This is a genomic window from Amycolatopsis bartoniae (genome assembly GCF_014191255.1).
In the GTDB taxonomy this organism is placed as follows: Bacteria; Actinomycetota; Actinomycetes; order Mycobacteriales; family Pseudonocardiaceae; genus Amycolatopsis_E; species Amycolatopsis_E bartoniae.
The window spans coordinates 323,315-342,714 of sequence record NZ_JACHWH010000004.1; the positions used below are offsets into that span (position 1 = coordinate 323,315).

At 72.0% G+C, this 19,400-nt stretch carries 22 protein-coding genes and 1 pseudogene; 18 read left to right on the forward strand and 5 right to left on the reverse strand.

Going from position 1 to position 19,400, the window contains the following annotated elements:
- Positions 1-3 precede the first annotated feature (3 nt).
- Complete coding sequence (locus tag FHX82_RS22860; protein ID WP_145936604.1) at positions 4-636, forward strand: hypothetical protein; 633 nt, start codon at positions 4-6, stop codon at positions 634-636.
- On the opposite strand, the gene FHX82_RS22865 is transcribed toward FHX82_RS22860, so the two are convergent.
- The gene (locus FHX82_RS22865) at positions 633-887 is read right to left on the reverse strand and encodes a hypothetical protein (RefSeq protein ID WP_145936603.1); all 255 of its coding nucleotides are present in this window, start codon (positions 885-887) and stop codon (positions 633-635) included. The two genes, FHX82_RS22860 and FHX82_RS22865, sit on opposite strands and share 4 nt — an antisense overlap.
- A gap of 2 nt (positions 888-889) precedes the next feature.
- Positions 890-2,692: an AMP-dependent synthetase/ligase gene (locus tag FHX82_RS22870; protein ID WP_145936602.1), complete on the reverse strand. Its 1,803-nt coding sequence runs from the start codon at positions 2,690-2,692 to the stop codon at positions 890-892.
- Positions 2,693-2,797: 105 nt separating this feature from the next.
- Here FHX82_RS22870 and FHX82_RS22875 point away from each other — a divergent pair, with 105 nt between their 5' ends.
- From FHX82_RS22875 to FHX82_RS22905, 7 genes are all read left to right on the forward strand, one after another.
- A complete protein-coding gene (locus FHX82_RS22875; RefSeq protein ID WP_145936632.1) occupies positions 2,798-3,187 on the forward strand; it encodes a polyketide cyclase / dehydrase and lipid transport in 390 nt (129 codons plus the stop codon).
- A gap of 77 nt (positions 3,188-3,264) precedes the next feature.
- The gene (locus tag FHX82_RS22880) at positions 3,265-4,056 is read left to right on the forward strand and encodes a metallophosphoesterase family protein (protein WP_145936601.1); all 792 of its coding nucleotides are present in this window, start codon (positions 3,265-3,267) and stop codon (positions 4,054-4,056) included.
- Positions 4,057-4,077: 21 nt separating this feature from the next.
- Positions 4,078-4,524, forward strand: a complete 447-nt coding sequence (locus tag FHX82_RS22885) for an SRPBCC family protein (protein WP_145936600.1) — start codon at positions 4,078-4,080, stop codon at positions 4,522-4,524.
- A 1-nt stretch (position 4,525) separates the two neighbouring features.
- On the forward strand, positions 4,526-5,662 hold the full coding sequence (locus tag FHX82_RS22890) for an ArsA family ATPase (protein ID WP_145936599.1): 1,137 nt from the start codon (positions 4,526-4,528) through the stop codon (positions 5,660-5,662).
- A complete protein-coding gene (locus tag FHX82_RS22895) occupies positions 5,659-6,033 on the forward strand; it encodes a hypothetical protein (protein WP_145936598.1) in 375 nt (124 codons plus the stop codon). Before FHX82_RS22890 ends, FHX82_RS22895 begins: the two co-directional genes overlap by 4 nt.
- Before the next feature lie 15 nt (positions 6,034-6,048).
- Entirely contained in the window at positions 6,049-6,978 is a 930-nt protein-coding gene (locus FHX82_RS22900; RefSeq protein WP_145936631.1) for an ROK family protein, read from the forward strand.
- A complete protein-coding gene (locus tag FHX82_RS22905; protein WP_145936630.1) occupies positions 6,978-7,847 on the forward strand; it encodes an NUDIX hydrolase in 870 nt (289 codons plus the stop codon). Before FHX82_RS22900 ends, FHX82_RS22905 begins: the two co-directional genes overlap by 1 nt.
- On the opposite strand, the gene FHX82_RS22910 is transcribed toward FHX82_RS22905, so the two are convergent.
- The gene (locus FHX82_RS22910; RefSeq protein ID WP_145936597.1) at positions 7,838-8,701 is read right to left on the reverse strand and encodes a polysaccharide deacetylase family protein; all 864 of its coding nucleotides are present in this window, start codon (positions 8,699-8,701) and stop codon (positions 7,838-7,840) included. The two genes, FHX82_RS22905 and FHX82_RS22910, sit on opposite strands and share 10 nt — an antisense overlap.
- Positions 8,702-8,760: 59 nt before the next feature.
- Here FHX82_RS22910 and FHX82_RS38035 point away from each other — a divergent pair.
- Positions 8,761-8,898: pseudogene (locus FHX82_RS38035) on the forward strand (MerR family DNA-binding transcriptional regulator); the annotation flags it as partial.
- Positions 8,899-9,128: 230 nt separating this feature from the next.
- Here the strand turns inward: FHX82_RS38035 and FHX82_RS38040 are convergent.
- Positions 9,129-9,935, reverse strand: a complete 807-nt coding sequence (locus FHX82_RS38040; protein ID WP_229881424.1) for a class I SAM-dependent methyltransferase — start codon at positions 9,933-9,935, stop codon at positions 9,129-9,131.
- Positions 9,936-9,987: 52 nt separating this feature from the next.
- Between FHX82_RS38040 and FHX82_RS22920 the strand changes: the two genes are divergently transcribed.
- Positions 9,988-10,857 carry a DMT family transporter gene (locus tag FHX82_RS22920; RefSeq protein ID WP_145936594.1) on the forward strand — a complete coding sequence of 290 codons (870 nt, stop codon included), beginning with the start codon at positions 9,988-9,990 and terminating at the stop codon, positions 10,855-10,857.
- On the opposite strand, the gene mftR is transcribed toward FHX82_RS22920, so the two are convergent.
- Positions 10,817-11,407: a mycofactocin system transcriptional regulator MftR gene (gene mftR, locus FHX82_RS22925; protein WP_145936593.1), complete on the reverse strand. Its 591-nt coding sequence runs from the start codon at positions 11,405-11,407 to the stop codon at positions 10,817-10,819. The two genes, FHX82_RS22920 and mftR, sit on opposite strands and share 41 nt — an antisense overlap.
- Before the next feature lie 83 nt (positions 11,408-11,490).
- Here mftR and mftA point away from each other — a divergent pair, with 83 nt between their 5' ends.
- The 8 genes from mftA to FHX82_RS22965 are packed head-to-tail and all read left to right on the forward strand — an operon-like array spanning position 11,491 to position 19,399.
- Positions 11,491-11,595, forward strand: coding sequence for a mycofactocin precursor MftA (mftA, locus tag FHX82_RS22930; RefSeq protein WP_145936592.1), 105 nt, complete (start codon positions 11,491-11,493; stop codon positions 11,593-11,595).
- The gene (gene mftB, locus FHX82_RS22935) at positions 11,580-11,867 is read left to right on the forward strand and encodes a mycofactocin biosynthesis chaperone MftB (RefSeq protein WP_145936591.1); all 288 of its coding nucleotides are present in this window, start codon (positions 11,580-11,582) and stop codon (positions 11,865-11,867) included. Before mftA ends, mftB begins: the two co-directional genes overlap by 16 nt.
- A gap of 10 nt (positions 11,868-11,877) precedes the next feature.
- Positions 11,878-13,047 carry a mycofactocin radical SAM maturase gene (gene mftC / locus FHX82_RS22940; protein WP_145936590.1) on the forward strand — a complete coding sequence of 390 codons (1,170 nt, stop codon included), beginning with the start codon at positions 11,878-11,880 and terminating at the stop codon, positions 13,045-13,047.
- Positions 13,044-14,912, forward strand: coding sequence for a mycofactocin system FadH/OYE family oxidoreductase 1 (locus tag FHX82_RS22945; protein ID WP_145936589.1), 1,869 nt, complete (start codon positions 13,044-13,046; stop codon positions 14,910-14,912). The genes mftC and FHX82_RS22945 overlap by 4 nt, the downstream gene beginning before the upstream one ends.
- Complete coding sequence (locus FHX82_RS22950) at positions 14,909-16,858, forward strand: mycofactocin system FadH/OYE family oxidoreductase 2 (RefSeq protein ID WP_145936588.1); 1,950 nt, start codon at positions 14,909-14,911, stop codon at positions 16,856-16,858. The genes FHX82_RS22945 and FHX82_RS22950 overlap by 4 nt, the downstream gene beginning before the upstream one ends.
- Positions 16,855-17,754 (forward strand): mycofactocin-associated electron transfer flavoprotein alpha subunit, encoded by a 900-nt coding sequence (locus FHX82_RS22955; protein WP_145936587.1) that lies wholly within the window; start codon positions 16,855-16,857, stop codon positions 17,752-17,754. The genes FHX82_RS22950 and FHX82_RS22955 overlap by 4 nt, the downstream gene beginning before the upstream one ends.
- Positions 17,751-19,103, forward strand: a complete 1,353-nt coding sequence (locus tag FHX82_RS22960; RefSeq protein WP_145936586.1) for an FAD-dependent oxidoreductase — start codon at positions 17,751-17,753, stop codon at positions 19,101-19,103. The genes FHX82_RS22955 and FHX82_RS22960 overlap by 4 nt, the downstream gene beginning before the upstream one ends.
- On the forward strand, positions 19,100-19,399 hold the full coding sequence (locus tag FHX82_RS22965) for a ferredoxin family protein (RefSeq protein WP_145936585.1): 300 nt from the start codon (positions 19,100-19,102) through the stop codon (positions 19,397-19,399). The genes FHX82_RS22960 and FHX82_RS22965 overlap by 4 nt, the downstream gene beginning before the upstream one ends.
- Position 19,400: the final 1 nt, after the last annotated feature.

Consider the following 19,400-nt stretch of genomic DNA (forward strand, 5'->3'; position numbering starts at 1 on the left):
GGCGTGGACGGCAAGGGCTACCTGGAACGCCTGATCGCGGACCGCCTGGCGCCGCGCGGCGGGTTCGACCTGCACGAGGTGCGGGGCATCGCGCGCGGCCTGGAGGCGGCGGGCGCGCTGTCACACGCCGACGGGGAGCGGATCCTCGCCGACCTCGAAGCGACGATGCGGAGCCTGGGCATGCTGCGGACTCGCCGGGTGTCAGGCTCGGCGACGTCGGAACCGGCACTCTTCACGCGCGCTGCGGGCCGGGAGCGCCCGGAGTGGCAGGAGGCGGTGGAACAGCCGCCGATCCCGGAGCTGCGGGCCGTCCGGGCGCTGGCGGGAACCACGCTGGAGGCGGGCCCGTTCCGCCTGGAGTTCACGAGCCTGGAGCGGTGGTCGACGCTGCTGGTGCTGCGTTACGCCTACCAGGCCGCACCACGGGAGGGCCTCTTCCGCACCGGCTACCGCTGGACCGCGCGGGACGACGCCGCAACTCACTACCTTGTGGGCTCCGGCGGTGGCTCGGGCCTGCACGGCTGGATGTTCGAGCACAGTGTCCTGCGCCCCGCCCCACTACCCGGCGCGACGACCCTCACCGTGACCCTGTCCAATAAGGACACCAGCGCCTCGGCCGTCCTCCCGCTGCCCTAGGAGTCCTCGCCGAGGGGCGGCAACCAGTCCCAGTCACCCGGGTGTTTCCGCAGCTGTTCATAGACGCGCCGGAAACCGGCCTCGATCGTCGGCGCGTCAGTCCTGACGTAGCCGCCTTCGCCGAGGGACGGGCCGGAGACCAGGACGGTCCACGGCTTCGTTCCCTCGGCGAGGCGCTCGTGATCGATCTTGAGCAGGACACTGAAACCCCGGCTGCCGAACTCCAGCAGTACCCGCTCGACGGCCCTCACGCTCAACGGGCGTAGAGGGATTCGATGGTGTCCGAGTAGTTCTTGCTCACCACGTTGCGCTTCAGCTTCAGGCTCGGCGTGATCTCGCCCGTCGCCTCGCTGAAGTCGTGCGCCAGGATCACGAACTTCTTGATCGCCTCCGCGTGCGAGACCTGCTTGTTCGCCTCGTCGACCGCCGCCTGGACGGCTGCCTTCAGGTCCGCGTCGTCGGCCAGGTCGGCCACCGTCGCGGACTCCGGCTTGCCGTGCTGCGCCTTCCACGCCGGGAAGAACTCCTCGTCGATCGTCACCAGCACCCCGATGAACGGCCGCCGGTCGCCGACCACCATCGCCTGGCTGATCAGCGGGTTCGCGCGCAGCGTGTCCTCCAGCCCGGACGGCGCCACGTTCTTGCCGCCCGCCGTGACGATGATCTCCTTCTTGCGGCCGGTGATCTTGAGGAAACCGTCGTCGTCGAGCTCGCCGAGGTCGCCGGTGTGGAACCAGCCGTCCTCCAGCGACTCCTTCGTGGCCTGCTCGTTGTTGAAGTACGCCCGGAACACGACGTCCCCCTTGAGCAGGACCTCACCGTCGTCCGCGATGCGCACCGACGTGCCCGCCACCGGCCTGCCGACGGTGCCCACCCGGAACGCCGTCTGCGTGTTCACGTTCGCCGCCGCCGACGTCTCCGTCAGGCCGTAGCCCTCGAACACCGGCACGCCGATCCCGCGGAAGAAGTGCGCCAGCCGCGCCCCCAGCGGGGCGCCACCGGACACCGCCGCGATGCAGCGCCCGCCCAGCGCGGCCCGCAGCTTCGTGAAGACCAGCTTGTCGAACACGAGGTGCTTCGCCTTGAGCCCGAGGCCCGCGCCGCCGGAGTCCTGAGCCTCGCTGTACGCGACCGCGACGGCCTCGGCCTGGTCGAAGATCTTGCCCTTGCCCTCGCTGTGCGCCTTCTGCTTCGCCGAGTTGTAGACCTTCTCGAACACGCGCGGCACGGCGACCACGAACGTCGGCCGGAACGTGCCCAGGTCCGCCACCAGGTTCTTCACGTCCGGCGTGTGGCCGAGGGTGACGCGCGCGGTGATCGCGGTCACGGCGATGGCCCGCGCCAGCACGTGCGCCAGCGGCAGGAAGCACAGCAGCGAGTTGCCCGCCTCCATCAGCTGCGGGAACGCGGCGATGTCGGCGCGGATCTCGGCGAGCAGGTTGCGGTGGGACAGCTCGACGCCCTTGGGACGGCCCGTGGTGCCCGAGGTGTAGACGATGGTGGCCAGCTCGTCGGCCTTCACCCCCCGGCGCCGCTCGTGCACGGTGTCGTCGGCGACCTTCGAGCCCAGCGCGGTCAGCTCGGCGACCGCGCCGCCGGTGTGGCTGTTCTCGATCTGCCACACGTACTGCAGGTCCCCGAGCCGGTCGCGCACCTGGTCGACGTTCCCGAGGTGCTCGTCGGTCTCGACGAAGACGCCCTTGGCGCCCGAGTCGGACAGGATCCAGTGCACCTGCTCGGGTGACGACGTGTCGTAGATGGGCACGGTGACCGCGCCCGCGGCCCAGATCGCGAAGTCGAGCAGCTGCCACTCGTACCGCGTCTTGGACATCAGCCCGATGCGGTCGCCGTGCTCGACCCCCGCCTCGATCAGCCCCTTCGCGACGGCGAGCACCTGCGCGGCGAACTCGCGGGCGGTGACGTCCAACCAGGACCCGTCGACCTGGCGCCGGAAGCTGATCGACTCCGGGAACCGCTCCGCGTTCGCCCACAGGATGTCGCTGAGGTTCTCGTCATCGGCTACCGGCTTCGCCGCCGGGGCGCTGTACTCGCGCACGGGGGACCTCCGCGTCCTTCGGTGTTACTCGCCAGTCAACTTAGCGTCAGTACCACCTTACGACCAAGGCGGTGGGACCATGACATTCTGGACCCCGTGAGCACGCTGAACGGCGCCCCGCCCGCGATCGACGTGGTCGACGAGACCTTCCTCGCGGTGCCGCCGGCCACGGTGAAGGCGGCCTTCGCCGCGCCGGCCGCGTGGCGCCGCTACTGGCCGGATCTGCAGCTCGAGGTGTACACCGACCGCGGCGACGAGGGCCTGCGGTGGACGGTCAAGGGCGCGCTCGTGGGCACCATGGAGGTGTGGCTGGAGCCCGTGCTCGACGGCACCCTGCTGCACTACTTCCTGCGCGCGACCCCCCAGGGCCCGCTGCGCCCACGTGATCTTCGTCGCGAAGGCGACCGCCGCGCCCGGGCGGCGAAGGGCATCGCGCTGGAGCTGAAGGAGATCCTGGAGGACGGACGCGAGCCTGGAGTGCCGCCGAAGTCCTGAGGTGCGGCCGTCCACTGGCACCGCCTCAGGTTCCGCTACCCGCACCGACTTGCAAGTCAGTTCACTAATCTGTGTTCATGCGCGTACATGTCGTCTCCGATGTGCACGGCAACGCGGAGGCGCTCGCCAGGGCGGGTGAGGGTGCCGACGCGCTCGTCGTGCTGGGTGATCTCCTCGACTTCGTCGACTACCACGAGCACGACAGGGGCATCCTCGGCACGCTGTTCGGCCCGGAGAAGGTGGGCACGTTCGCCCGCCTGCGCCGTGAGGGCACCCGCGACGAGACGGTCGCCTTCTCCCGTTCCCTGTGGAACAGCCTCGACGACCCGGGCGGCGCGGTCGAGGAGGCCATCCGCGCCCAGTACGCCGAGCTGTTCGCCGCGATGACCGCCCCCACCTACGCCACCCCGGGCAACGTCGACTCGCCGCACCTGTGGCCGGAGTTCGCCGGCGACGGGCTGACCATCGTCGACGGTGAGGTGATCGAGCTGGGCGGGTTGCGGTTCGGTTTCGTCGGCGGCGTCGTGCTGCCCCCGGGTGCCACCGTGCGCCGCACGAACCCGGTGTGGCGGCCGTACCTGCGCGAGCGCGACGAGTTCGACGCCGCGGTCGACAAGCTCGACGACGTCCAGGTGCTGTGCACCCACGTCCCGCCGGCGTTTCCCGAGCTCACCTACGACGTCGTCGCCCGCCGCCAGGAGCTGGGGTCCACCGCGCTGCGAGCGCTGATCGACGAGCAGCAGCCGCGCTGGTCGCTGTTCGGGCACGTGCACCAGCCGCTGTCGCCGCGGCTGCGGGCGGGCCGGACCGAATGCCGTAACGTCGGACACTTCAAGGTCACGGAACGTCCGTACGTGCTGCGGCTTTGACCGACCGGTAACCTCTCCGCCATGGCCGAGCAGTCCACGCAGTCCATCGAGGTCGACGCGCCGCCCGAGCGGGTCATGGCGGTGATCGCGGACTTCGGGTCGTACCCGGAGTGGGCGAAGCAGGTCCGCGAGACCGAGGTCCTCGCCACCGACGCCGACGGCAACCCGAAGCAGGTCAAGCTGACTCTGGACGCGGGCCCGATCAAGGACGTCTACACCCTGGAGTACGACTGGGCGGCCGACGGGCGCTCGGTGAGCTGGCACCTGGTCAAGGGCCAGATGCAGAAGGCGCAGGACGGCCGCTACGAGCTGGCCGAGACGCCGGGCGGCGGCACGAAGGTGACGTACACGTTGTCGGTCGAGCTGGCGCTGCCGATGATCGGCCTGCTGCGCCGCAAGGCGGAGAAGATGGTGATGGACACGGCGCTCAAGGAGCTCAAGCGCCGCGTGGAGAGCGGCCCCGCCTGAGATGCGCCTGCTGCTGTTCACCGGCAAGGGGGGTGTCGGGAAGACGACCCTGGCCGCGGCGACGGCGGCCGGGCTCGCCTCGCGCGGGCACAAGACGCTGGTGGTCTCCACCGACCCGGCGCACTCCCTCGGCGACGCGTTCGCCCAGCGGCTCGGCGCCGAGCCCGCCGAGGTGGACCACTGCCTGCACGCCGCGCAGGTCGACTCGCGCGGGCTCGTCGACGGCATCTGGCAGGAGCTGCGCGGGCGGCTGAAATCGGCGCTGGCGGGCGCGGGCGTCGACGAGCTGGACGCCGAGGAGCTGACCGTGCTGCCCGGGGTGGACGAGCTGCTCGCGCTGACCGAGGTGCAGCGGCTGGCCGAGTCCGGGCGCTGGGACACCGTCGTCGTCGACTGCGGGCCCACCGCCGAAACGCTGCGCCTGCTCGCGCTTCCCGAGGCGGTTTCGGGGTACCTCAACAGGATGTGGCAGGTGAAGCTCGCGGGCCCGCGCGGGACCGTCGAGGCGGTGCGGAAGCTGGCCGCGCACCTGGAGTCGCTGCGGAGCCTGCTCACCGATCCCGCGAGGACCGGCGTGCGGCTGGTGCTGACCCCGGAACGGGTCGTCGTCGCCGAGGCGCGCCGCACGCTGACTTCCCTTGCGCTGCGCGGAATCCGTGTCGACGGCCTGATCGTGAACCGGCTGATGCCCGCGCCCGGTGTGTGGCGCGGTGCGGCGGCGGCGTGGCTGCGCACCCGCCGCCGCGAGCAGGACGCGGTGCTCGCGGAACTGGCCGACGCGGGCGTGCCGGAGTTCGCGCGGGTCGAGCACCGGGCGGTCGAGCCGGTCGGGCTGCCCGCGCTGCTGGAGATCTCGCGAGAGCTGTACGGCGAGGAGAACCCGTTGGCGGGCAACGGGAACACGGGTGTCCCGCTGCTGGACGTGTCCGAAGTGGACGGCGGCTACGAGCTGCGGGTGGCGATGCCGCTCGACCCGGCCGCGGTCGTCGACCTGGCCAGGGTGGACGACGAGCTGGCGATCACCGTGGACGGCTTCCGCCGTCTCGTCGCGCTGCCGGAGGCGCTGCGGCCGTGCCGGATCACCGGCGCCGCGTCGGACGAGCGCGGGCTGGTCGTGTCGTTTGAGGAGGAGGCATGACCGAGACCGACGCGACGAGCCTCGCCGACGAGGTGCGGCTGCTCGTCGAGATGGTGATCGAGCGCGCGGCGCCATGGCTGGAAGGTCTCGTGAGCGCCGGGCACGGCGAGGGCGAGCACGCGACGGCCGACTGCGCGTGGTGCCCGCTGTGCGCGGTGGTCGCCGTGGTGCGTGGCGAGCGGCCCGAGTTCGCCGCCCGGCTGATCGAGCACCTCGGCCAGCTGGTCGCGCTGCTGCGCGCGGTGCTGGCCGACCGCTGGGACCCCGAGCACGGGTTCCACATGCCCGGCTTCTCCCCGGAGCCGAAACCCCAGCCGCCGAGTCCCCGGGTGCAGCGCATTCCCGTGCGGTGGCGCGGCGAGGTGGCCTGAGTGCGCGCGATCGGACTGGACGTCGGGGGCACGAGCGTCCGTGCGGCGGTGGTGGACGAGCAGGGGTCCATTCTGGACACCGACCGCGTGGGCACGCCGAGTGAGGAGGACGCGCTCGAGGACGCCATCGCCGGCGTGATCGAGGAGTTGCGCAACCGGCACGAGGACGTGGGGGCGGTGGGCCTGGCGGTAGCGGGGTTCGTCGCGAACGACCGCAACACGGTGATGTTCGCGCCGCACCTCGCGTGGCGCGCGGCGCCGGTGGCCGACCGGATCGCCAAGCGCGTGGACCTGCCGGTGACGCTGGAGCACGACGCGAACGCGGCGGCGCTCGGCGAGCACCGGTTCGGCGCGGCGCGGGGAACGCGGGTGGCGGCGCTGGTGGCGATCGGCACCGGGATCGGCGCGGGCCTGCTGCTGGAGGGCGAGATCTACCGCGGTGCGTACGGGGTGGCGCCGGAGCTGGGGCACCTCACGGTGGTGCCGGGTGGGCGGGCGTGCCCGTGCGGCAAGTACGGCTGCTGGGAGCGGTACTGCAGCGGGACGGCGCTGGCGGCGACGGCGGTCGAGCTGCTGGCGCGGCATCCGGGGCAGTCAACGGTGCTGGCGCGCGAGACGTCGGGCGATCCCGGGTCGATCACCGGACGGCGGGTGGCGGGCGCGGCGCGGGACGGCGACCCGATCGCGCAGCGGGCCGTGGCGGAGCTGGCGAAGTGGCTCGGGGAAGGGCTCGCGCTGGTGGCGGACGTGTTCGACCCGGAGATCGTGGTGATCGGCGGCGGCGTGTCCGGTTCGGCGCCGCTGTTTCTCGACGAGGCGCGCGAGCACTACACGGCGGCGATCACCGGGGCCCGGCACCGGCCGCTGGCCCGCATCCGCACCGCGCACCTCGGTGACGACGCGGCGATGGTGGGTGCCGCGGCGCTGGCGCTGGAAGCGGCGTGATGGACGGTGACGGGTTCGTCGAATGCGCCGCGGGGCACCGGCACTGGGGCCGCTTCGGTGCCGCGGGGTTGCTGCTGACCGATCCCGAGCGCGGGGTCCTGTTGCAGCATCGGGCGTGGTGGACACACCACGGCGACACGTGGGCGCTGCCGGGTGGCGCGCGGGACAGCCACGAGGACGCGTGGCAGGCGGCGACGCGGGAGGCCGAGGAGGAGGCCGGGATCCCCGGCGACGCGGTGCGGCCGCTGTCGGCGTGGACGGTCGACCACGGCGGCTGGACCTACACGACGGTGCTGGCGCAGACCGTGCGGCCGGTGCGCGAGCAGGTGATGAACCACGAGAGCGACGAGCTGCGGTGGGTGCGGCCGCAGGACGTGCCGGGTTACCCGCTGCACCACGACTTCGCGTCGGCGTGGCCGTCGCTGGTCCCGCAGCTGGGCCGGGAGCTGGTGCTGGTGGTCGACGGGGCGAACGTGGTCGGCTCCCGCCCGGACGGCTGGTGGCGCGACCGGGCGGGAGCCGCGGGCCGGCTGCGGGACCGCCTGGCGACCCTCGTCCGCAGCGGCGTGCGGGGCTCGGCCTTCGAGGTGACGGACGGCCCGGAGTGGTCGTGGTGGCCACGGGTCGTGCTGGTGGTCGAAGGCCAGGCGAAGGGCGTCCCGGCGAGCGAGGAGGTCGAGGTGGTGTCCGCGGCGCAGGACGGCGACTCGGCGATCGTCGACACGGTGCGTTCGTTGCGGGTTTCGCGCCCGGCGGACCACGTGACAGTCGTGACGGCGGACCGCGAACTGCGCAGCAGGATCACGGCGGAGGGCGCGGGCTACCTCGGCCCGGGCACACTGCTGGCCGCTTTGGACGATCAGGGCTGACGCGTGCGCAGGTAGTGCTCGGCGATCTCGTCGCTCGTGGTGAGCCAGACGTCGGGTTGGGCGGCGAGGTGCGCCAGCGCCCGGTCGAGGTACTTGTGCCGGAACGGCTGCCCGATCACGAAGGGGTGCAGGGCGAGTGCCATCACCCGGCCACTGTGCTCGGAGTCCGCGTGCAGCTGCTCGTACTGGTCCTGGACCATCCGCAGGAACTCCGGGCCGGTGTGCCCCCTGCCGAACAGGATCAGGTCGTTCAGCTCGACCGAGTACGGCACGCTGATCATCCCCGGCACGTCCAGCGGATAGGGCTGGTCGTCGTTGGTCCAGTCCAGTACGTAGCTCAGGCCGAGTTCGGCGAGCAGCTCCGGGGTGTTGAACGTCTCCGTCAGGCCGGGCCCCATCCAGCCTCGTGGTCGCTGTCCCGTGGCCGTCGCGATCGTGTCGACGACTTCGGTCAGGAAACGCCGCTCCTCGTCGCGGCCCATGCCCGTGTGCGGGATCGAGTTGGTCCGCCCGTGCGCGATCCAGCTCCAGTTCCGCTCGACCCCGGCCTGGACGATCTGCGGGTGGTGGTGGGCGACCGCTGAGTTCAGCAGCACGCTCGCCCTGATGCCGTGGCGGTCGAGGCTTTCGACCGTGCGCCAGATGCCGACGCGCGGTCCGTAGTCGCGCCAGCCGTGGTTCAGCGCGTCGGGAACCAGGTCCGCCGAGCCCGGCCAGATGCACGTGGACGGGCGGTCGATGAGGAAGTGCTCGACGTTCAGCCCGACGTAGACGGCGACCCGGGCACCACCGGGCCAGGTGATCGGGGATCGCTCGGTGATCGGGCTGTAGGAGAAGGGTTCGGTAGGTGTCATGCGGCCAAGGTAGGAGTTAACATCGATGTCAGGTTCAAGCTCGCCGACGGGGGAGGCGGATGAAGATCGGTGAACTCGCCCGGCGCACCGGGGTCAGCGAACGGTCACTGCGGTACTACGAGCAGCAGGGGCTGCTGACGGCCGATCGCACGCCCGGCGGGCACCGCGACTACCCGGAGCGGGCGGTCGACCGCGTCATCCGGATCCAGGAGCTGTTCGCCGCGGGCCTGCACAGCAGGAAGATCGCGAGCCTGCTGCCGTGCCTGCGCGACACCGACGGCGGTCCCGCCGAGACCGCCACCCCGCGGCTGGTCGAAGAACTCACCGCCGAACGGGCGCGCATCGACAGGCTGATCGCCGGTCTGCACACCACCCGCGAGGTGCTGGACGAGGTGATCGACGCGGCGTCGGAGCCGCGCGACGAGCCTCACGTCCAAGCGTCGATGACGTGCACCAGCCGCGCACCCGGATCATCCGTGCCCGCCACTGACAGCTCCGCCGCCGGGAAACCCGCTTCCCGCAAGGCATCCGCCGCCTCCAGCTCGGACTCGTAGTGCAGGTGCACGCGGCCCCGGACGAGGGCCTGCAGCAGTTCCGTGCCCAGCCGTGCGGCCGGGGACCGCGCGCCCGGCCGCAGCACCACGTCCGCGAAGTACGCGCCGTTCGGGAAGCGGCGCAGCACGTCGGCGAAACGGGCCCACATCCCGGAAACCGCCTCGCGGTCGAAGTAGTTCAGCAGGCCCTCCGTGACGATCGCCGTGCCGACCGACGGGTCCAGGGTGTCCGCCAGCGCGCCGATGCTGTCCGGGCCGTCGTCGGCCAGCGCGTCCACCGTCGTCACGCGCGGGCCACCACCGAGCCGCTCCAGCAGTTCCCGCTTCCGCGAAGCCATCCGCGGGAGATCGGCCTCCACATAGGTCACGTCGTACCGCCGCGTGAACCGCCAGCCGCGCGCCGACAGGCCGGCCGCGATCTCGATCACCTGCCCGACCTCGCCGCGCTCGATCGCGCCCGCCAGCAACACGTCGAGCATCCGGTGCCGGGCCACCAGCAGCCCCTCGAACGTCGGCTGCCCGAGCAGCCTGCCGAGCCGCATCGCCGGCTCCAGCGCGTGGAAGAGCAACCGCCCCTCCGCGGTCGCCAGCTCCCGCGGCGCGAGGTCGTGGCGGACCCACACGTACCCCGTGTAATGACCGGTCGGGCTGATGGCCTCGGCACCACGCGGGAGCAACACAACCGGGATCGTAGAGACTGGTACCGCTTCGCGCGACGGAAGGCGGTGCCGGGTGGTCCTCGGGGTGGTGTGCGCGGTGCTCGCCGCGGGCGCGAACGCGGCCGGGTCGGTGCTGCAGCGCATGGGCGCGCGACGCAAACCCGGGCTGCTGGAACTCGTGCGCAAACCGACGTGGCTCAGCGGCGTGCTGGCGACGTTCGCGGGGCTCGTCCTGCAGACCGTCGCGCTCGCGAACGCGCCGATCGTGCTGGTCCAGTCCCTGCTGATCGGCGAGCTGGGGTTCGTCCTGCTGCTGGCGAGCGTCGTGTTCCGCACCCGGCTGCCGCCGCTGGAGTGGGTCGCGCTCGCCGGGCTCGGCGCCGGCATGGCGCTGCTGCTCGTGTCGCTGTCCGCGCAGGGCGGGGACTCGCTGCACGTGCCCGCCGGGGTGTGGCTGCTGGGCGTCGGGGCGACCTTCGCGGCCGTCGGGGTGCTCCTCGCCGTCGGCTCCAAGCGGCACCACCTGAAGCGCGCCGCCTGCTTCGGTGCCGCCGCGGGGATCTGGTTCGGGTTCACCGCCGTACTGGTCGACGGCATCGGCGCGACCTTCACCAACGGCTTCTCCGGCGTGTTCTCGGCGTGGCAGACCTACGCGATGCTCGTCTGCGGTCCGGCCGGGTTCCTGCTGCTGCAGCAGGCGCTGCGCGCCGGGCCGCTCGTCGCCTCACAGCCCGGGCTCACGCTCGCCAACCCGCTGGCCGCGCTCGGCTGGGGCCTGCTGGCGTTCCACGAGGACGTGCGCGGCGGCGCGTGGCTCGCCGGCGACCTGACCGCGCTGGTGCTGATCACGGCCTGCACCGTCCAGCTGGCCCGCTCCAGCCTGCTCGACGGGCGCGACGAGGTCAGCCGATCGCCGCGGTCAGCTCCCGCATCCCCGCGTTGAGCAGACCCGGCAGGTCGGCGTCCGGCAGCCGCAGCCACTGCTCGTACGCGGCCAGCGCCACGCCCAGCGTCGCGTACGCGATCGCTTGTGGCGCAAGGGATTCCGGCGGGGCTTCGAGGCGCTGGGCGATGAACTCGGCGAGCACCCGGCGCCACTCGGCGTACCGCAGCGTGGAGTGCGCCTGCAGCGCGGGCGTGGTGAGGATCAGCTCCATCCGGCGCCGGTGCCACGGCGCCTCGCGTGGGTCGATGCGGTTGAAGTCCACCAGCGCCTCGCGGATCGCATCCACGAGCGGCACGTCCGGCGGATAGCCGGCGAGCTGCTTGCGCATCCGCTTCAGCTCGCCGTCGAAGTCGCCCCACGCGATGTCGTTCTTCGACGGGAAGTACCGGAAGAACGTGCGCCGCCCGATGCCCGCGGCCTGCGCGATGTCGTCGACCGTCGTGCGCTCGAAGCCCTGGCGGGCGAACAGTTCGAACGCGGCGTGCTCGACCTCGGCGCGCGACGTGATCGGCCGGCGTCCCGCGCGCGAGTTCCCCTGATCGGTCATCGCCTCTTCCATTCGGCACTCGGTGCCATTATCGTCTGGAACACGGGCCGCACCGGGGCGGCCGCGACGGAAGGGAGCATCCCATGTCCGAGACCGAGCAGGTTGCCCAGACGCGCGACGAGGGTCTGGTGGAGGAGGAGCTGCTCGTCGAAGAGGTCTCCATCGACGGTATGTGCGGGGTCTACTGACCGCCGTGTTCGAGCCCGACCAGCCCTACCGGTGCTCCCCGCGCGTCGCGCTCCGGCCCGAGCCGTTCGGCGCGCTGGCGTACGACTTCGGCACCCGCAGGCTGTCGTTCCTCAAGACGAAACTGCTGGTCGAGGTGGTGCGCACGCTGGGGGAGCAGCCCGACGTGCACACCACCCTCGACGAGGCCGGGGTCCCCGAGGACCAGCGGCCCTCCTATCTCAAGGCGCTCGAAGGGCTGGAGCGCACCGGAACCATCGAGCGACGGACCTGAAAGGCGTGCGATGAAGCTCGTCGAACACTTCAAGGAAGGTCTCAACTCACCCATCTGCCTGACGTGGGAGTTGACCTACGCCTGCAACCTCTCCTGTGTGCACTGCCTGTCCTCCTCGGGGCGGCGCGACCCGCGGGAGCTGAGCACCGCGGAGTGCAAGGCGGTGATCGACGAGCTGCAGCGGATGCAGGTGTTCTACGTGAACATCGGCGGCGGCGAGCCGACGGTGCGCTCGGACTTCTGGGAGCTCGTCGAGTACGCCGTCGCCCACCAGGTGGGTGTCAAGTTCTCCACCAACGGGGTGAAGCTGACGCCGGAGCGGGCGCGGTGGCTCGCCGCCACCGACTACGTGGACGTGCAGATCTCGCTGGACGGGGCCACCGCGGAGGTCAACGACGCCGTTCGCGGGCCCGGCTCGTTCGACACCGCGATCCGGGCGATGACCAACCTGCGGGACGCCGGGTTCCGCGACTTCAAGCTGTCCGTCGTGATGACGCGGCAGAACGTGGGCCAGCTGGACGCCTTCGCCGAGATCGCCGACACCTACGGCGCGCAGCTGCGGATCACCCGCCTGCGGCCGTCCGGTCGCGGCGCCGACGTGTGGGACGAGCTGCACCCGACCGCGGAGCAGCAGCTGCAGCTGTACGACTGGCTGGTCGCGCGCGGCGAAAAAGTTCTGACCGGGGACTCGTTCTTCCACCTCAACGCGCTCGGCTCGGACCCGCTGCCGGGGCTGAACCTGTGTGGCGCCGGGCGGGTGGTGTGCCTGATCGACCCGGTCGGCGACGTCTACGCCTGCCCGTTCGCGATCCACCAGGAGTTCCTGGCGGGCAACGTGCGCGACGAGGGCGGGTTCGCGCGGGTGTGGGGCGAGTCGGAGCTGTTCACCCGCCTGCGCGGGCCGCAGACCGGCGGCGCGTGCACGTCGTGTTCGGCGTACGACTCGTGCCAGGGCGGCTGCATGGCGGCGAAGTTCTTCACCGGCCTGCCACTCGACGGGCCCGACCCGGAATGCGTGCAGGGGCACGGCGCCCGCGCGCTGGAGACGGCCGGCGCCGCGCCGCGGTCCGATGTGGACCATTCGCACCGCAAGAGCCGCAAGGTGCCGGTGAACATCGGGTTCGGTCCGCCGCGTCCCGACCGCGCCTGCGACACGAGTCCCCTCGCCGGGCTGCGATGACCACGCTCACCGCTCCGTTCGAGATCGCGGGGCGGACGGCGCCGAGCCGCGTGCTGTTCGGTCCACATGAGACGAACCTCGCGCGCGGCCGGGTGCTGTCCGACCGTCATGTCGCCTACTACGCCGCCCGCGCGGCCGGTGGCGCCGGGATCATCGTGACCGAGACCGCGAGCGTGCACGACTCGGACTGGCCCTACGAGCGGGCTCCGCTGGCCTCGTTGTGCGGTCCGGGCTGGCGGTCCGTTGTGGACGCCTGTCGTGGCGCGATCGTGCTGGCGGGGCTCGGACATGCCGGTTCACAGGGCTCCTCGGCGTTCAGCCAGTCCGCGTTGTGGGCGCCCTCCCGGGTGCCGGACGTGGCCAGCCGCGAGCTGCCAATGGAGCTGGAGGCCGCGGAGATCGAGGCGCTCGTCGCCGGGTTCCGCGACGCCGCCGCGCTGGCCGTGGAGTCCGGAATGGACGGTGTCGAGATCGACGCCGGGCAGTACTCGTTGCTGCGCCAGTTCTCCTCCGGCCTGACCAACCAGCGGGGCGACGAGTACGGCACCGACAGGTCGCGGCTGCTCCGGGAAGTCCTCGGTGCGGTGCGGGAGTCCGGTGGGATCGTCGGGCTGCGGCTGTCGTGTGACGAACTGGCTCCCTGGGCCGGTCTCACACCCGAACAGGCGGCGGTGCTCGCCGCGGATCTCGCCGCGTCGGTCGACTACCTCGTGCCCGTACGCGGCTCGGCGATGAGCGCCTCCGCGACGCGGCCCGACCTGCACACCGAGCCTGGGTTCAACCTCGACCTGTGCCGCCGGATCACCGAAGCCGTCGACGGCCGGACGCTGACGGTGTTGCAGGGCAGCGTCGTCGATCCCGCGCAGGCGCAGCAGGCGCTCGACGACGGCGTGGCGAGCCTGGTCGAGATGACGCGGGCGCAGATCGCCGAACCGGAGCTGGTGAACAAGGTGCGCGCGGGCGCCGCGCCGCGGCCGTGTGTGCTGTCGAACCAGAAGTGCCGGGTGCGCGACAACCGCAACCCGATCGTCTCGTGCATCGGCGAGCCGCGCAGCGGGCATGAGACCGAGGATCCCTCCCCGCAAGGCGCCGACGCGCCGGGGGACGTGCTCGTGATCGGCGGCGGTCCGGCGGGGCTGGAGGCCGCGCGGGTGCTGGCGATGCGCGGGCACCGGGTGGAGCTGCGCGAGCGGTCGGAACACCTGGGCGGAATGCTGCGCGTGGCGGCGAAAGTCGGGGGCCGGTCGCGGCTCGCGCGTCTCGCCGAGTGGCTGGAGTCCGAGGTTCACCGCCTGGGCGTGCACGTCCGGACCGGGGTCGAGGTCACCGACGTGCCCGCGGGCGCGATCGTCGCGACCGGCTCGGTGCCGGGGCCCCGGAACTACGTGGTGCACGGCCGCGTCATCGACGTGGTCGACTTCCTCAACGGCGCCGAACTGCCGTCCGGACCAGTGGTGGTCGCCGATCCGGTGGGTGACTTCGTCGGGGTCGGAGTGGCGGAACTGCTGGCCGCGCAAGGAAGGCAGATCGCGATCGTGAGCCAGGACCAGGTGATCGGCACGCAGCTCGCGCTCACCGGCGACCTCGCCGACGCCAACACCCGCCTCCAGCAGGCCGGGGTGGCACTGGCGAAGCGGTCGCTGCTGCGTGAGGTGCACGAGGACCACGTGGTACTCGAAGACGTGTTCACCGCAGAGCGCAGGGAACTCGAAGCCGCCGTCGTCGTCCACTGTGGACACCGGTTGCCCGACGAGCTGCCCGGTGCGCTCAGGGCCGGAGACTGCGTCGCCCCTCGCACGGTGCACGAAGCCATCCTCGAAGGCCGTCGCGCGGCGCTGACACTCGTGACGGGGGCGTTGGTGTGAGTTACCGGTACCTGTTCTCGCCGTTGCGCCTGGGTCCGCTCGTGGTGCGCAACCGGATCGTGTTCTCGGCCCACCTGACCAACTACGCGCAGCACGGCCTGCCCAGCGAGCAGCACGCCGAGTACTACGCGGCGCGCGCGGCCGGTGGCGCCGGGCTGATCATCACCGAGGAGCACTCGACCCACCGCACGGACTGGCCGTACGAAAAGCTGATCCACGGCTTCAACCGCGAGGTCATTCCCGGCTACCGGCGCATCACCGAAGCCGTGCACGCGCACGGCACGCCGATCCTCGCGCAGCTCAACCACAATGGCGGCCAGGCTTCGTCGATGTACTCGCGGCTGCCGGTGTGGGCGCCCTCGCCGGTGCCGGACCCGATGTTCCGCGAGGTGCCGAAGGCGATCGACACGCGGGAGATCGCCGAGGTCGTCGCGGGCTACGGCACCGTCGCCGGGCACTGCGCCGAGGGCGGGTTCGACGGCGTCGAGCTGCAGTGCTCGCACTCCTCGATCGTGCGCGGTTTCCTGTCCCCGGCGACGAACAAGCGCACCGACTCCTACGGCGGTTCGCTGGAGAACCGGGCCCGGATCCTGCTGGAGATCATCGACGCCGTGCGCGAGGCCATCGGGCCCGAGCGCGCGCTCGGAGTCCGGTTGTGCGGGGACGAGCTGATCGAGGGCGGCACCACGATCGACGAGGCGGTCGAGGTGGCGAAGCTGGTGGAGGCGACCGGCAAGGTCGACTACATCAACACCTCCATCGGAGTGGCCACCTCGACACTGTTCATGATCGAGGCGTCGATGGCCATCCCGCCCGGCTACGCGCTGTTCATCGCCAACGCGATCCGTGAGGCCGTGCGGCTGCCGGTGATCGGCGTCGGCCGGATCAAGGACCCGGTGCAGGCCGAACGTGCGCTCTCCGAAGGGCACTGCGACCTGGTCGGCGTGGTGCGCGGCCAGATCGCGGACCCGGACTTCGTCGCCAAGGCCCGCGCCGGGCACGCGCCCGAGATCCGCACCTGCCTGTCGTGCAACCAGGAGTGCGTCGGCCGGATGGGCCTCAACCGCTGGCTCGGCTGCATCGAAAACCCGCGCACGGGCAGGGAAAGCGTGCCGCTGCCGATGCCGGGGCCACGGCCGAAGCGCGTGCTGGTCGTCGGCGGCGGCCCGGCGGGGCTGCAGGCCGCGTCCACCGCCGCGCAACGCGGGCACCACGTGACGTTGTTCGAGCGCAACGAGGGCACCGGCGGTCAGGTCACGCTCGCCGCGAGCGTGCCCAGCCGCGCCGAGTTCCTCGACGTGGTGCGGAACCTGCTCGCCGAATGCCAGCGCTACGGCGTGGACCTCAAGACCGGTGCCGAGGCCACCGCCGACCTGCTGCGCTCGGAGTCGCCGGACGCCGTCGTGCTCGCGACGGGCGCGAAACCGCAGGCGCCGTACTGGGCGAACGGGCTCGACCGCGTGGTGGACGTGCGGGACGTGCTCGAAGGGCGCGCGGCGCCGGAGGGCGAGGTCGTGGTGCTCGACGACCTCGGGTTCCACCAGGCCACGTCGGTCGCGGAGCTGCTGGCGGACCGCGGCTGCTCGGTGCGGCTGACCACCTCGGGCATGGTGGTGGGGCAGGACCTCGGCGTCACGCTGGACATGGAGACGTTCAACGTCCGCGCGCACGCGAAGGGCATCCGGCAGCACACCGACGAGGTGATCCTGGCCGCGTCCGAAGTGGACGGACGAATCGTGTTGCAGGTGCTCACGCACACCACCGGTGTCACGCGGGAGGTCGTCTGCGACTGGGTGGTCTGCGCGACCCACCAGGCGCCCGAGGACGAGCTGTGGCACCAGTTGAAGGACGCGCCGTTCCCCGTGCACCGGGCCGGGGACTGCGTCACGCCGCGCCGCGCGCACGCGGCCGTCGTCGAGGGACACCGGGTGGGGGTGGCGCTGTGAAGCCCGTACTCGCGGTCGTCGTCGTGCGTGACGGCGTGCTGCCGCTCGGCGCGGACGAAACCGTGGCCGAAGCCGGTGGCGCGGCGCTGCTCGTCGGCACCGGCGTCAAGGAGGCCGCCGGTGAACTGCCGTCGTTGAGCACCGGCTGGCTCGCCGGCAACGGCGCCTTCGCGCCCGGCCGCTGGGCGCGGCAGCTCGCGAAGGTGCTGGCGGACACCGAACGCGTGCTGCTGCCCGCGTCGGCCGACGGCCGTGACCTCGCGCCCCGGCTCGCCGCCGAACTGGGCCGCCCCCTGCTGGCCGGGGCGATGCGCGTGACCGGCCAGGGCGCGGAAGTGGCGCGCTGGGGTGGCCGCGTGTGCGTCGACCTCGTCGCCGACGGGCCGTTCGTCGCGACGCTGCAACCGGGTGTCCGGGGGAGCGTGCCGGCACAATGCCAGACGCTCGACGAGATCACCCTGCCCGCCGCCGACGCCCGTGACGTGACGGTCGTCGAGGTGCTCGACCCCGAGCCGGGCACGGTGGACCTCGCCGAAGCACCGCGGATCTTCGGCGCCGGTGCCGGGCTGGGCGGCCCGGAAGCCGTGGCGCTGCTGGAAAAGGTGGCCACCGCGATGGGCGCCTCGCTCGGCGCGACCCGGGTGGTCACCGACGCGGGGTGGACGGGTTACCAGCGGCAGATCGGCACCACCGGCGTGGTGGTGCACCCCGAGCTGTACGTCGCGTTCGGGATCTCCGGCGCGGCGCAGCACCTCGGCGGGCTCGGCGATCCCGCGCACGTGGTGAGCGTGAACACCGACCCGTCGTGCCCCATGACCACCATGGCGGACCTCGGTATCGTCGCTGACGCCCCCGCCGTCCTCGCCGAGCTGGCCCGGATCCTGGAGGTGCGATGACCTACGCCGGACCGGGTTCGGAGTCCACTGTGGTCGGTGAGGTGACGAGGACGTTCGACGTCGTCGTGGTCGGCGCCGGACCCGCGGGCTCGGCCGCCGCGCTCGAAGTGGCACGCGCCGGGCATTCCGTCGCCCTCGTCGAGCGGGGTCCGTTCCCCGGCTCCAAGAACGTCTACGGCGGGGTGGTCTACGGGCGCGTCCTCGACGAGCTGGTGCCGCGGTGGTGGGAGCGGATGCCCGTGCAGCGCTGGGTGACCCGCCGCTCGACCATGGTCATGACGCCGACGCAGGCGCTCACCGTCGACTTCCGGACGCAGGACTGGGGCAGCCCGCCGTACAACGGGGCCACCGCGCACCGCGCCGACCTGGACGCGTGGCTCGCCGAGCTGGCCATCGAGGCGGGCGCGGTGCTCATACCGTCCACTGTGGCCACTGGGTTGCTGCGGGACCGCTCGGGGCAGGTCGTCGGCGTGCGCACCGACCGGCCGGACGGCGACCTCACCGCGGGCGTGGTCATCGCCTGTGACGGGGTGAACTCGTTCCTGGCCAAGGAAGCCGGCATGTACCGCGTCGCGAACGAGGCCGCGCACCTGACGCTGGGCGTCAAGCAGACCCTCGCGCTGCCCCGCCAGGCCATCGAGGAGCGGTTCGCGGTGAGCGGCCGCGACGGCGTGGACATCGAGATCCTCGGCTGCACGCGCGGCATCCCCGGCGGCGGCTTCCTGTACACGAACCTGGACTCCGTCAGCATCGGCGTGGTGCTGGGCCTCGAAGGCATCCGCGACGCCAGGACCCGGCCGGAGGAGCTGATCGCGGACCTCAAGCGGCATCCGGCCGTCGCGCCGCTGATCAAGGGTGGCGAGCAGATCGAGCACTCCGCGCACCTCATCCCCGAGGGCGGCTACCACGCGATGCCCGAGCTGATCGGCGACGGCATGCTCGTCGCCGGGGACGCCGCGGCGATGTGCCTGGCCGCCGGGATCTGGCTGGAGGGCGTGAACTTCGCACTCGGCGCCGGGATGTACGCCGGGCGTGCGGCCGCCGCCGCGCTGGCGGCGGGGGACACGTCGAAACAGGGCCTCGCCGGGTACCGCACGCTGCTGGAACGCTCGTTCGTGCTGGCCGACCACCGCAGGCTGGCGAACTTCCCGCAACTCGTGCTGTCGGACCGGGTGCAGCGCGACTACCCTGGGTTTCTCTGCGACGTCGTGCAAGGGCTGTTCCAGGTCGACAACCCGCAGCCGAAGCCGGGCCTGCGTACGCTGGTGAGGCGCAGCGCCCGCCGCAACGGCGTGCGGATGCGTGACCTGGTGCGGGACTCCTGGACCGGAATGCGGGGGCTGCGATGACCGACCAGCGTTACGTCGAGCCGGCGTTCGAGGACGTACTGTCCACTGTGGAGTTCCGTGTCGCCGAGCGCCCGCACATCACCGTGGACACCGAGGTCTGCCGGTCGTGCACCACGCAGGCGTGTGTCTACGCGTGCCCGGCGGACCTGTTCGTGCCGACCAGCGACGGCGGCATCCTGTTCAACTACGAGCAGTGCTTCGAGTGCGGCACCTGCTACCAGATCTGCGACGGCCAGGGCGCGATCAGCTGGAGCTACCCCGACGGGGGCTACGGCGTCGTGTTCCGGAAGGGATAGC